We start from the raw sequence: 12,969 nt of genomic DNA, 5'->3' as shown, positions 1-12,969 counted from the left end.
AGCCTCCCTTTTAACAATATTACTTAACTGATTTACCCGCTTTGAAATCAGCAAGGATTTTGGCACGCTCTTTGTCGCTTAAAGGAATCAAGCCCGCTTTTTCTAACTTAGATCCTTTACCAGAAATTTTCTTGTTCAAGAAGAATTCTGCATATTGAGATAAGCCCTTGATCGATTTCAAATGTTCGCCTTTTACATAGAAGAATAATGGGCGAGAAACGAGATAGCTACCATCCAGTACAGTTTTCTCAGACGGTGTTACACCGTTCACTGTTGCTACACGTAACTTATCACGGTTTGAATCATAGAAACCTAAACCAAACACGCCCACCGCACTTGGAGAAGTTTTTAAGCGAGCAAGTGTTTCAGTATAGTCACCTGAAATTTCAATCACACGACCGTCTTTACGGAAGTTAGAGCATGCTTTCTTTTGCTCTTCTTTATCCAGGTTTTTAAAGTAATCAAATGATTCACAACCCGCATCGATCATTTTTTCTTGGAATACTTCACGAGTACCATGGTTTGATGCAGGAATAACCAAAGTAATTGGTTCATTTGGTAGTGATTTGTCGATTTGGTTCCAAGTGGTATATGGGTTTGGAACTAATTTACCATTTGAAGGTAATTGTGCTGCCAATGCAGTGAATACATGAACAGGTTTTAGTTTATATGCCGCTTTTTTTACATTTGAAGCGAATACAATCCCGTCGTAACCTACTTTGATTTCTTGTACTTGGTTTACGCCAGATTTTTTACACGCATCAAGCTCTGTATCTTTAATTTTACGCGAAGCATTTGCGATGTCGATGGTGTTATCGCCCACACCTTGACAGAATTGTTTCAAACCACCACCTGTACCGCCTGAGCCAACAACAGGTGCTTTAAACTGAGGGAAAGTATTGCCAAACTCTTCAGCAACAATACTTGCAAAAGGTAATACAGTAGATGAACCAGCAATTTGAATCGTTTCACGAGCTGCATTTGCAGTCGTTACAACAGTTGCCCCTGATACAGCTAATGCAATTGCGATGTGACGTGGATTTAAGCGCATTCTATTTTCTCTCATTTATGCAATTTGGTTTACAACTCTTTTCAAGTTAAGTGTTGTACTTTGGTTAACTGCATTTTGAGCAGATAATATGACAATTAAGTGACAACTTTATGACGCTTTTGTGATGGCCATTTTTCACAATTAGCTTTTGGCAAGTTATTCGTCACAAATGCTTGTTTTTCACTCCACTTTTGCAGTAAAGATGTTTTAGAGTCATTTAAAACAGATGATTAATAATTGATTTTATTGATAAATATAAAACTTAACATATATCTTTCTTCACAGAAAGCACCTTAATAACTGTGACTAGTTTATATATGTTTTATGACAATTCTCTATAAAAAAGGACAGCTACAATGCTAAATCCTGTCACAATTGAAACACAAATGCTGATTCGTAAACCCAGCACCGAAGTTTTTACAGCCTTTATTGCCCCTGAAATCACGTCAAAATTTTGGTTTAGTTCAGCAACAGCGCCACTTGAACAAGGAAAAACTGTTGAATGGACTTGGGAAAAATATCAAGTTTCGACAAACGTAAAGGTGACAAAAATCATTAGCAATGAATTGATTCAGATTCAGTGGGGTGAACCGAGCAGTACCGTAGACTTTATCTTTGAAGCGATCAATGACGATCAAACCTATCTCAGAATTCAAAATTATAATATCCCCTTACAAGGTGATGAGCTGATTGCCTTTATTATTGATAATACTGGTGGCTTCACTACTGTCGTAGATAGCTTGAAAGCCTATTTAGAACATGGGATTCAACTCAATCTAGTTCAGGACAAGTTTCCACCCTTCTAGATCGATACAACATCGATGCAATAAAAAAGGCACATAACTGTGCCTTTTATGATTTATAAATTGGATTGCACTTCAGGTAAAACGACTATTTTTTTACGGTATTTAAAGAAATACATCGCTGCCAGAATCGCGAGCCAGATCGGACCAAGAATCACAGCCAAGCGCATATCAGGTGTCATGGCCATAATAATCAGAATGAAACAGACAAAGCCAATGGTGAGATAATTACTCCATGGGCTCAAGATGCTTTTAAACTTGGTTTGATGCTGCTTGAGTCGCATGGCCTTGCTAAATTTTAAATGCGTGACAGAAATCATTAACCAGTTGATCACCAGTGCTGCAACCACCAACATCATAAATAACTGGAATGCTTGACCTGGAATAAGATAGTTCACAACCACACAGATCGCTGTAATCGAAGCAGAAACTAGAGCCGCAGGCACTGGAATACCACGCGCATTGACTTTTTTCAGTATGGCAGGCGCATTCCCCTGCTCTGCCAAACCGTGCAGCATACGACTATTACAATAAATACAGCTGTTATACACAGACACTGCCGCAATCAGCACCACAAAATTCAGCACATTGGCAACACCATTACTGTTCAGCGACTGGAAGATCAACACAAATGGGCTACCCCCTTCCGCTACCATATTCCACGGATAAAGGCATAAGAGAATCCCGATTGCACCGATATAAAAGATTAAAATGCGGTACACGATCTGATTGACTGCTTTCGGAATAGTGGTTTCAGGTTTTTTGGTTTCTGCTGCTGCAATCCCAATCAGCTCAAGTCCACCAAAAGCAAACATGATCACCGCCAGTGCCATAATAAAGCCATGCGTACCATGTGGGAAAAAGCCACCATGCTGCCATAAATTGGCAATACCAGCTTGAGGACCAGCCGAGCCGGAAAGCAATAGATAAGCACCAAAGCCAATCATACTTAAAATCGCAACAATCTTGATACAGGAAAACAGAAACTCAGACTCACCAAAGAATCTAACGTTCACCAGATTAATTCCGTTAATCAAGATAAAGAAAATCAAGGCAGTCAGCCATGTGGGCACATCTGGCCACCAAAACTGAATAAAGGTACCAATCGCACTCAACTCTGCCATACTGACCAATACATACAGCACCCAATAATTCCAGCCTGACATAAAACCAGCCATTCTGCCCCAGTACTTGTTGGCAAAATAACTAAAGGAACCACTGACAGGCTCTTCCACCACCATTTCGCCTAAATGGCGCATAATTAAAAACGCAATCACGCCTGCAATCGCATAACCTAATAAAATAGACGGTCCTGCCAGTTTGATGGTTTGGGAAAGACCTAGGAACAGCCCCGTCCCAATCGCACCGCCGAGCGCAATCAGTTGAATATGTCGATTGGACAGTCCTTGTTTTAACTCATGTGTATGATTTGCATCCATCAATTTATCTCCAATGTGTGTGTCACATCCTGTACACCTTTTTATGCAGCGCTGAATCCGAAGCTCAACATCGAACTTCGAATCAGATGCGCTCTCTTATGAATTTATAAATTTGAAGATTTTTCACTTTCCTTCAGATCAGAAGGAAATCGCTTTTTTACACGGCAATGCTTGGGCGCGTTGCTTTAATATTTCATAACCGCGATCACCATAATCAAAACGCGCAATCACCGACGCAAATTTTTTCAAGCTGGATGGGGCATCCATGGCAGGTAGTTTGAGTTCAATAAAGCTCATTCCGTCAAACTGATGCATATTGTCCAAGACCTGCTTTAACTGCCCTACGGTTTCTACGACACAACTTTTATAGTCTTGACTGCCGTTAAACACCCGAGGAATCTCAGTATAATTCCAGTCTTGAATATCGTTATAAGCTGCATTTTCCCCCATGATTAAACGCTCAATGGTATAACCTCCATTATTGAGTAAGAAGATAATCGGCTTTAATCCATGACGAATAATGGTCGAAAGCTCCTGCACAGTGAGCTGAAATGAGCCATCCCCCATAAATAGAATTTGACGGCGTTCAGGTGCCGCGAGCAAGCTACCCAACAAAGCAGGCAAGGTATAACCGATAGAGCCCCAAAGTGGTTGAGCAATATATTTTGCCGTTGCAGGTAACTTTAGCCCAGACAAGGCAGAGTTAGATGTCCCCACCTCACCAATAATCACATCATCTTCTTTTAGAAAACGTTCAACATAGTGCCAAAGGATGTCTTGACTGAGTTTTTGCTGTTCTGGCACATCTAGGGTCTGTTGTACTTGCTTCTCCAACATCGGCTGAGCTAACTTCCGTGGAGCAACTTTTTTATTCAGTTCCACCAGCAGTTGTCCGATTTCAATGCCTGGAAAATCCTGCCCGAAAATCGTCAAACTATAAGGTCTGATTTCAATATAGTTTTCAGGGGCGATTTGATGGGTAAATACTCCTGTTCCGACATCGCTGAAACGGACACCGACACCAATCAGACAGTCGGATTGCTCAATGGTATGACGTACATGCGGCTGACTTGCCCCACCGACATAAGTGCCTACATAACGTGCTGAACCTTCATCCATAATATTCTTAGCGGTCAGCATACTGGCAAAAGGGATCGCACATTTTTGTGATAAATCACTAAGCAACGAAGTCACCCCAAAAACCGAAGCTTCATTATCAATCAGTAGCGCTGGACGTTTGGCTTGTGCAATCACTTCGCACAGTTTGCTCACTGCACTGTGCAACAACTCTGGCTCAACCGTTGGATAAGATAAATCGAGTGAACGTTCTGTAAGCTCAATTTTGACGTGCGTGATATCTGATGCCAACTGGATATGTACAGGTCGACGTTCAAGAAAACATTGACGTAACACACGGTCAATTTCAGAGATGGCATTGGCTGGTGTCAGGCGCGTTTGGGCAACGGTAAACTCTTTCATGCAGTTCATGATGTTGTCATAGTTACCATCGATCAGGGTGTGATGGACTAAGGTCCCCTTTTGAACGACATGCAGAGGTGGAGTCCCTGAAATATGTACCACAGGCACATTCTCAGCATAAGCGCCTGCAATACCATTCATCGCACTTAAATCACCGACCCCATAGGTCGTGGTTAAAGCAGCACAACCATTGATTCGTGCATATCCGTCAGCGGCATAAGCCGCATTTAATTCATTACAGTTACCGATAAATTCAAGTTCGGCATCGGCCTCAACTTGTTCGAGATAAGAAAGGTTAAAATCACCAGGTACGCCAAACAGATGCTGGATACCCATTTGTTTGAGACGAAGATTTAAAAAATCACCGATTTCTATGAACATTGCTCTATATCCTTTCAAGTCAATTTTTTATTCCATAGAAAAATAATATTTCATCTACCTGTTAAATTTCGTGCATAATAAAAACGCATTTTAATAAAAATACAATATTTGTGTATCATAAAAGGATTTTATGCAATGGATAAGTTCGACTGGCAAATCATTCAGGCCCTACAAAAGAATGGACGGCTCACCAATCAGGAAGTTGGAGATTTAATCGGTTTATCTGCTTCACAATGCTCTAGAAGAAGACAACTGCTTGAACAAAAAGGCGTGATTTTGGGCTATGCAGCACGCATTCATCAACAAGCCTTAGGCTTTGAGGTGACGGCTATGATTCATATTAATTTAAGGATCCACGAAGCAAAATCACAACAAGCTTTTCAGGATTTAATCGAAGCAGAAGACCATATTCAAGATGCTTTTTCAATCAGTGGCGATGCCGATTTTATCTTAAAAGTCGTTGCAGAAAATCTGGAACAATTGTCCCAGTTCGTCACGGAACGGTTATTGTCTTATGGCTTTATCGGGCATATAAAATCTTACATTGTGTTAAAAAAAATAAAAGAACAGAATCACTTCCTTAGCAAATCCAAAAATCATAACTATCATCCAGCCACTTAAACCAAGTGATTGAACAAAATAAAAAAGGCGGATATCACATCCGCCTTAAAAATAAGCTCAGTTAAAGTTTATTGATGTGTCGTGTTTGCCCAACGGTATTCTCCAACAAGCCTTCTATACCAAATTCGGCACCGACACCAGACATTTTCCAACCACCAAAAGGTGCATGAGGTACAATTTCAGCATGGGTATTGATCCAGACTGTGCCGCACTGTAATTGTGAAGCATAAAACTCTGCAGCATCTAGATTAGAAGACCAAATTGAACCGCCCAACCCGAATTCACTGGCATTCGCGCGTGCGATCGCATCATCAATGCTGGTATATTTTAGAATCGGCAACACTGGGCCAAACTGCTCTTCTTGTACGACGCGGCATGTTTCATCCAGTCCTGTGAGAATAGTCGGTGCAATAAAATAGCCCTGTTCAGGTAATGCTTGATCACCCGATAAAGCATTCGCTCCCTGTACAATCGCATCAGTGATCAAGGCTTTGACTTTCTGGTATTGCAACTGGTTTTGCACTGGCCCGAAGGTCGTTTCAGATGCCATGCCATCACCGACAACCTGCGCATTGGCAATATCAGCCAGTTTTTGTGCCAAAGCCTCATATTGGCTTTCATGTACATATAAACGTTTTAAGGCTGCGCAGGTTTGTCCAGCATTTAAGAATGCGACGTTAAAAATTCGATTGGCAATTTGGTCAAGATCGGCATCAGGTAAAACAATTCCTGCATCGTTGCCACCCAGTTCTAAGGTCAGGTGCTTTAAGGTTTTTACGGCTCCAGACATAATGTGCTGACCCGTCTTGGTCGAACCTGTAAAAACAACTTTCTGGACATCAGGATGGCTCGACAAAGCCTCACCAATATCACCTTTACCTACCACGATTGAAATCACGCCCGCGGGCACTTCTTGCTGGATGATTTCGCACAGTTTCAAAGTCGCTAATGGGGTAAATTCAGACGGCTTATTAATCACCACATTACCCGCACGCAAAGCAGGCATAATATGCCATACCGCAATCATCAGCGGCCAGTTCCACGGCGTGATTGAAGCCACCACACCCAAGGGCTGATAATGGCGTTCAATTCGCTTCTGTTCGCTGTCTTCAATAACATCAACTGGCAGCTCTAGACTTGCGGTATAACGTGTCCAGCCAATTGCACCCTGTACTTCCATTTGAGCCAACGCCAATGGTTTGCCCTGCTCGAGTACAATCAGTTCAGCCAAAGTTTCAGCATGTTGCTCAATCCCATCCGCAATCTTATTCAGTATGGTTTTACGTTCCTGATGGGAACTGTGTTGCCAAGATTTAAATGCTTGTTTTGCTGCATCGATGCTCTGATTCACTTGCGCAATCGAAGCTTGTGCACATTGTGCTGCAACTGCACCTGTCGCAGGATTGATAATCTCAAGTTCGCCTGCTTCACCCAGACAAGATTGACCGTTAATAATGAGTTTAAATGGGTTTTGCATATTCAAGTGTTGCATACCTTGTTCCTTCTATTCATTGTAATCATGATTTTTGCCTTATCTAACCTACGCGGTTGCAAGTACAAAATGGATGACATCTATCCATCAAAATATTGAGCATCTATCACTACAATATGGAATTTGTGCATCACAGTTTATGCATAATTATTTCTGATTGAGATTTAAAATGCACATTTTGTGCATAACAGCGACATTTTTCTACTGAGTTATTATAAAAAAGCATCGTATTAACTCTGGACAGAATCTATCTAAACAGCAAGTCAAATGCTCTTCCTTCTACAATGCCAGTTTCAGGCATTGCATCAAAAATTTCAGCCCAGCTTCTGCGTTCTAAAAGTTACGACACTTCATTCAATTAATTGAAATTTCTTAGAACAGCTGGCTTCGTTATATTCAATACAAATAAGCCAGAAGATAACAAGATGAATAGCAAAGTGATCACAAGCTTTAATCCTATAGATTTGCCCGTACATATGACGTTTTCAGAGCACGATTGGCAACTGCTTGCTCAGCACTGGTACCCCATCGCGCTTGCCCGTGATATTTCGGAACAGCCAACAGCAGCCATGTTGCTGGATATGCCATTGGTGATTTACAAAATGGCAGATGAACTGATTGTTGCAAAAGATATTTGTCCGCATCGCGGTGTGCCCCTCAGCTTAGGCCATAATGACGGTCAGGGCATCGTGTGTCGCTATCACGGATTACGCTTTGGGCATGAGGGAAAATGCAATCGCATTCCAGCACATCCACAGCATAAAATCTCTGAGCGCTTTCATCTCACCACCTATGCCGCCACTGAAAGGTATGGACTGATCTGGTGTTGCTTAGCTGCTCGCCCTGATGAGGAAGCGGTTATCCCCAACATGCCCTACTGGGAAGATTCAGACTACCAACAACTGGTATGTCCATTTGTCAATTTAAATTGCTTTGCGGGTCGCCAGTTAGAAGGGTTTATTGATGTCGCCCATTTTGCTTGGGTACATCCTGATACTTTTGGCGACCCTGACGATGTTGAAGTGCCAGACTATCACACCACAGAAACCAGTTATGGATTCAGTGCGGATTATGTCAGCAGTGTCGGTCGCTATCCGATCGGGACAGCGCAACGCGGGCAAGACAATTTTAACTGGCTCAGACATTTTGAAATCAGCCTGCCTTTTACGGCAACACTGACCATCCATTTCCCAAATCAAACTAAACAGGTCATCATGAATGCCGCTTCTCCCGTAAGTGCGCGACAAACTCGCCTATTTGCACCCATCTGCCGTAATTATGATAAAGATTTACCTGTTGAGGATGCCTATGCATTCAATTTACAGATTTTTGAAGAAGATCGCCTGATTGTCGAAACCCAGAAACCTGAATATCTCCCCCTGGATTTATCGATGGAAGCACACTTCCCCGCTGACCGTAGCTCAAGTATGTATCGTCGACTGCTAAGAAAAATGGGATTCAATCCAATTTTTGCGGCCTAGTCCATGCTTAAATTTAATCTTAAAATGCAATAAAAAAGAGGCCCCGAACGGACCTCTTTTTTATTTTGATGGATGTGCCAGACTGAAATTAATCAATCGCTGGAACATAAGTTCCCGCAGCAATTGCATCTTTAATACGATCAGCTTCAGCAAGCACAAGCGCAAGCAAGTTTTGAACGTTTTCAAGCGTTGCAACTGGGCTTAAAGTCGTCATTTTCAATGATTGAACATTACCTACTTTGGTTACACCAATATTCGCTTCACCACGAGCAAATAATTCATCTGCCACGTTTTGGTTTAAGCTATCGATGAACTCAGTAGGATAAGATTCTGGTACCACACGGAACAGGACTGAAGCGAATTGTGGTTCAACCAACAATTCAAGACCTGCAGTTGCTTTAATATAATCTGCAACTTCACGTGTTAATTTCACACCATGATCAATCATGGAACCATAAAGCTCTTCGCCTAATGCTTCAACCGTCATCCATAATTTCAATGCATCAAAACGACGTGTCGTTTGTAATGATTTAGACACAAGGTTAGGTACACCATGTTCTTCATCATAAGCAGAGTTTAGATATTCTGCTTCATAATGCATAAAGCGATAGTTTGCTTCGTCTTTCAACAAGAAAGCACCACAGCTAATGCTTTGGAAATAATGCTTATGGAAATCAAGCGTGATTGAGTCTGATAATTCAATACCATCTAACATTGCACGATGGTCATTTGAAAGAATCAGTGCACCGCCCCAAGCTGCATCGATATGCATCCATGAACCATATTTAGTGGTAATTTCACGGATTGTCTTGAGTGGATCAATCGCACCAGCATCTGTCGTACCCGCGGTTGCAACAACACAGGCTACGATTTTGCCTTCAGACTGAAGATGTGCCATGGTTTTTTCCAGTGCATCAACATCCATCTGTGCATTTTCATTCACAGGAACAGTGACAACAGACTGGAAGCCCATTCCCATCATGGCCATGTTCTTTTGCACAGAGAAATGTGCATTTTCAGAACAGATGACTTTGACGTTCTTCATCGCTTCTGCTGGGATACCATCGCGCTGAACCGACCATGGCTTGCCATTTTCGTCTTTCCAGTTTTTCGAGATACACCAGTCACGCGCCAGCAATACACCCATCAAGTTTGACTGTGTACCACCAGAAGTGAACACACCTGCTTGACCTGCACCATAACCCACTTTTTGACGAAGCCAATCAATGAGTTGTACTTCCATCAAAGAACCCGCTGGGCTTTGATCCCATGAGTCCATTGATTGGTTGGTTGCATTGATCAACACTTCCGCAATCTGGCTCATCACCATGGTTGGGCAGTGTAAGTGTGCAAGTGAATGTGGGTGATGTACTTTTAAGCTTTTGTTGAGAAAAAGCTCAACCATACGTTGTAATGATTGCTGTACACCTAAACCTTGTTTTGAAGGAGCAAAAGAAATTGCTTCGCGCAAATCTTTAATGCTGCCACCCGTGTACATTTTATCATTTTGCAACCATGCTGAAACGGCCGTTACCGCCTCGCCCATTGCTGACTGATAGTCAGCAATGGATTGAGCATCATTGCAGAGTAACGCTTTACGATGTTCTGCAAAATCAACCATGAATTAGCCTCGTACTGCTTTCAATGCTTCAGCAACAGCTTTCTTGAAGCGAGCAACCGCTTCTACGCACTCTTCTTGATTGATAATCAATGGGCAAAGTAAACGAATTACAGTACCGTTACGACCACCTTTTTCAAGCAATAATTTATTGTTGAAACAAGCCGTCTGGATCGCAGCAGCCAATTGAGCATCCGCAGGTAATGAACCCATATGGTCCGCAGGTTTACGCTCGTCAACGATCTCAACACCGATCATCAAACCACGACCACGTACGTTACCAATACATGGGAATTCTTGCGCAAGTTTCTTGAACTCGGCTTGTAAGAAATCACCACGCTCTTGCGCATTTTGAGCAAGGTTTTGTTCTTTGATCACTTGAAGTGATGCTAAACCTGTACCCATCGCAAGTTGGTTACCACGGAAAGTTCCCGTGTGACCTGCAGGCTGCCAAGCATCAAACTTGCGTTTAATACCCAATACTGCAAGTGGTAAGCTACCACCTACCGCTTTAGACATCACCACAACATCAGGCTCGATTCCTGCATGTTCAAAGGCAAACATTTTACCTGAACGTGCAAAACCAGCTTGAACTTCGTCCAAAATTAAAACGATGTTGTGCTTTTCAGTCACTTCACGGATTTTTTGCAACCATTTTACTGGCGCAGTAACAACACCACCTTCACCTTGAATTGCTTCAAGGATCACAGCTGCAGGCTTGGTGACACCGCTTTCAACATCTTCAATGAAGTTTTCAAAGAAGTAAGTTAAAGCGTCAACACCTGCTTCCCCACCTAAACCAAGTGGGCAACGATATTCATGTGGGTATGGCATAAATTGCACGCCAGGCATTAAGCCATTCACCGCATTCTTCGCTGACAAGTTACCTGTCATTGCAAGCGCGCCGTGCGTCATACCATGATAGCCACCAGAGAAACTAATCACTGTGCTACGACCCGTATAAGTTTTCGCTAATTTAATCGCTGCTTCTGTACCATCTGCACCAGATGGACCACAGAACTGTAGGCAATATTCTTCTTGACCGCCTGGCAAATAAGCCAAAAGCGCTTCAGTAAACGCATCTTTTAAAGGAGTCGTTAAGTCTAAAGTATGCAATGGCAAACCACTTGCCAGTGTGTCTTGAATACTTTGAATCACCGCAGGATGATTATGGCCCAAAGCCAATGTTCCTGCCCCAGCTAAACAATCAAGGTACTCTGTACCTTCAACATCAGTAACCCAGCAGCCTTGTGCTTTCGCTATCGCTAACGGTAATTTACGTGGATAACTACGAACATTCGATTCCATCTGACTTTGGCGAGTCAGATAATATTCGTTAGTTGCATTAGCGGCAGGATTTACGGAAGTAACGCTCATATCGAATTACCATCTCTGATATGGGTAAAAGAAATAAGTCTGGTGACTTGCGGTCGTTTGACTCGGTGCTTTTTAGAATCTAGTGCAGACACATGTTTATATCTTTCAACTAGGAGCGAGATGATACCTAATTTTGAAATAAAATAAACACTTTTTCTGTCTTACATGCATCTAAACATATTGAAAAGATGTTTCATTCCAATCGTTATGATGAATTATCATCATACTATGTGACAAGCTAAAGAAAGTAAGCTTTTTTAATCCTGCTTCCATTTTTAGATAAATGGTCAAATCAATACATATAATCCTTTCATTTATAATATTTTTTGTTTTGTTTTGTGGTTGCAAAACACTGCTAATCTCTTACAAAGTCACCACAAAATATGCTGAAGTTCACCATCAGTTCTTTTTAATATCGAACGAGTAAAAATAATTTTTCGATACCCAATTCTAAGGACATTTTTATGCGTACTTTAGCACTTGCTACATTAATGATCGGGGCAGCATTAAGCCCAAACCTTTTTGCTCACGAGACTGAGAATTTGAACTACAACATCGTTAATATCCAGGCGGATGCCTCACGCCAAGTCGCCAATGATGAAATGCGTGCCGTATTATTTATTGAGAAAAGTAACAAACAACCTGCAGAGCTCTCTAGCCAGATCAACCAACTGATGAATCAGGCGCAAGCGATTGCCCGTAAATATCCACAAGTTAAAGTCGAAACAGGTGCACAAAGTACCTACCCTGTGTACGACAATGACAGCAATAAATTGAAAGAGTGGCGTGCTCGTGCTGAAATCCAGCTAGAAAGTAAAGACTTTAAAGCAGCAAGTCAGTTGATCAGCGAGTTGCAACAGAGTTTCCAAACTCAATCGGTTAACTTCACTGTCTCTGATGAACAGCGTAAAAAAGTTGAAAATGAACTCATGATTGAAGCATCGAAAAACTTCCAACAACGCGCACAAGCCATTACCCAAGCATGGAATAAAGGCCAATATAATCTTGTGAGTTTAAACTTGAATACCAGCAATTATTTCCCGCAACCAATGATGCGTGGTGGAATGGCCAAGTTTGCAATGGCTGAAGCTGCACCAGCACAGGACATGGCTGCAGGTGAATCAAAAATCACGGTCAGTGCCAATGGTTCAATCCAGTTTAAATAAGTCAATATGGGTCGAGGGCGTAGTAGCGTATACGCCCTCTAAAATTGCGTGAGCAATATTT

At 42.0% G+C, this 12,969-nt stretch carries 10 protein-coding genes; 4 read left to right on the top strand and 6 right to left on the bottom strand.

Annotated elements, in window-relative coordinates:
* Window positions 1–19 precede the first annotated feature (19 nt).
* The gene (locus NQU59_RS08620; protein ID WP_005243341.1) at window positions 20–1,051 is read right to left on the bottom strand and encodes a substrate-binding domain-containing protein; all 1,032 of its coding nucleotides are present in this window, start codon (window positions 1,049–1,051) and stop codon (window positions 20–22) included.
* 356 nt (window positions 1,052–1,407) lie between these two features.
* Between NQU59_RS08620 and NQU59_RS08615 the strand changes: the two genes are divergently transcribed.
* The gene (locus NQU59_RS08615) at window positions 1,408–1,857 is read left to right on the top strand and encodes an SRPBCC domain-containing protein (RefSeq protein WP_257065928.1); all 450 of its coding nucleotides are present in this window, start codon (window positions 1,408–1,410) and stop codon (window positions 1,855–1,857) included.
* 53 nt (window positions 1,858–1,910) lie between these two features.
* Here the strand turns inward: NQU59_RS08615 and NQU59_RS08610 are convergent, their stop codons facing one another.
* Together NQU59_RS08610 and NQU59_RS08605 are read right to left on the bottom strand one after the other, a co-directional pair.
* A complete protein-coding gene (locus NQU59_RS08610; RefSeq protein WP_005243343.1) occupies window positions 1,911–3,293 on the bottom strand; it encodes an amino acid permease in 1,383 nt (460 codons plus the stop codon).
* Between the two features lie 138 nt (window positions 3,294–3,431).
* Complete coding sequence (locus NQU59_RS08605) at window positions 3,432–5,153, bottom strand: alpha-keto acid decarboxylase family protein (protein WP_257065926.1); 1,722 nt, start codon at window positions 5,151–5,153, stop codon at window positions 3,432–3,434.
* A 135-nt stretch (window positions 5,154–5,288) separates the two neighbouring features.
* On the opposite strand from NQU59_RS08605, the gene NQU59_RS08600 reads away from it, so the two are divergent.
* Window positions 5,289–5,774, top strand: a complete 486-nt coding sequence (locus NQU59_RS08600) for an Lrp/AsnC family transcriptional regulator (RefSeq protein WP_005243345.1) — start codon at window positions 5,289–5,291, stop codon at window positions 5,772–5,774.
* 61 nt (window positions 5,775–5,835) lie between these two features.
* Here the strand turns inward: NQU59_RS08600 and NQU59_RS08595 are convergent, their stop codons facing one another.
* Window positions 5,836–7,266 carry an aldehyde dehydrogenase family protein gene (locus NQU59_RS08595; RefSeq protein ID WP_005243346.1) on the bottom strand — a complete coding sequence of 477 codons (1,431 nt, stop codon included), beginning with the start codon at window positions 7,264–7,266 and terminating at the stop codon, window positions 5,836–5,838.
* A gap of 425 nt (window positions 7,267–7,691) precedes the next feature.
* Between NQU59_RS08595 and NQU59_RS08590 the strand changes: the two genes are divergently transcribed.
* The gene (locus tag NQU59_RS08590) at window positions 7,692–8,747 is read left to right on the top strand and encodes an aromatic ring-hydroxylating oxygenase subunit alpha (protein WP_005243347.1); all 1,056 of its coding nucleotides are present in this window, start codon (window positions 7,692–7,694) and stop codon (window positions 8,745–8,747) included.
* A gap of 88 nt (window positions 8,748–8,835) precedes the next feature.
* On the opposite strand, the gene NQU59_RS08585 is transcribed toward NQU59_RS08590, so the two are convergent.
* Both NQU59_RS08585 and NQU59_RS08580 read right to left on the bottom strand, forming a co-directional pair.
* On the bottom strand, window positions 8,836–10,368 hold the full coding sequence (locus NQU59_RS08585; RefSeq protein ID WP_005243348.1) for a pyridoxal phosphate-dependent decarboxylase family protein: 1,533 nt from the start codon (window positions 10,366–10,368) through the stop codon (window positions 8,836–8,838).
* 3 nt (window positions 10,369–10,371) lie between these two features.
* The gene (locus NQU59_RS08580; RefSeq protein ID WP_004652118.1) at window positions 10,372–11,742 is read right to left on the bottom strand and encodes a diaminobutyrate--2-oxoglutarate transaminase; all 1,371 of its coding nucleotides are present in this window, start codon (window positions 11,740–11,742) and stop codon (window positions 10,372–10,374) included.
* Between the two features lie 464 nt (window positions 11,743–12,206).
* Here NQU59_RS08580 and NQU59_RS08575 point away from each other — a divergent pair, with 464 nt between their 5' ends.
* Window positions 12,207–12,908, top strand: a complete 702-nt coding sequence (locus NQU59_RS08575) for an SIMPL domain-containing protein (RefSeq protein WP_005243350.1) — start codon at window positions 12,207–12,209, stop codon at window positions 12,906–12,908.
* The last annotated feature ends 61 nt before the right edge of the window (window positions 12,909–12,969 follow it).

This window comes from Acinetobacter colistiniresistens, assembly GCF_024582815.1.
GTDB lineage: Bacteria > Pseudomonadota > Gammaproteobacteria > Pseudomonadales > Moraxellaceae > Acinetobacter.
The sequence above is the reverse complement of the archived record's forward strand: the minus strand, read 5'-3'. Positions and strand labels throughout refer to the sequence as shown.

Bases quoted from the DNA above. Each gene is read 5' to 3' on its own strand.
- NQU59_RS08600 (WP_005243345.1), top strand. From the start codon at position 5,289: ATGGATAAGTTCGACTGGCAAATCATTCAGGCCCTACAAAAGAATGGA.
- NQU59_RS08595 (WP_005243346.1), bottom strand. From the start codon at position 7,266: ATGCAACACTTGAATATGCAAAACCCATTTAAACTCATTATTAACGGT.
- NQU59_RS08605 (WP_257065926.1), bottom strand. From the start codon at position 5,153: ATGTTCATAGAAATCGGTGATTTTTTAAATCTTCGTCTCAAACAAATG.
- NQU59_RS08580 (WP_004652118.1), bottom strand. From the start codon at position 11,742: ATGAGCGTTACTTCCGTAAATCCTGCCGCTAATGCAACTAACGAATAT.
- NQU59_RS08615 (WP_257065928.1), top strand. From the start codon at position 1,408: ATGCTAAATCCTGTCACAATTGAAACACAAATGCTGATTCGTAAACCC.
- NQU59_RS08620 (WP_005243341.1), bottom strand. From the start codon at position 1,051: ATGCGCTTAAATCCACGTCACATCGCAATTGCATTAGCTGTATCAGGG.
- NQU59_RS08575 (WP_005243350.1), top strand. From the start codon at position 12,207: ATGCGTACTTTAGCACTTGCTACATTAATGATCGGGGCAGCATTAAGC.
- NQU59_RS08610 (WP_005243343.1), bottom strand. From the start codon at position 3,293: ATGGATGCAAATCATACACATGAGTTAAAACAAGGACTGTCCAATCGA.
- NQU59_RS08585 (WP_005243348.1), bottom strand. From the start codon at position 10,368: ATGGTTGATTTTGCAGAACATCGTAAAGCGTTACTCTGCAATGATGCT.
- NQU59_RS08590 (WP_005243347.1), top strand. From the start codon at position 7,692: ATGAATAGCAAAGTGATCACAAGCTTTAATCCTATAGATTTGCCCGTA.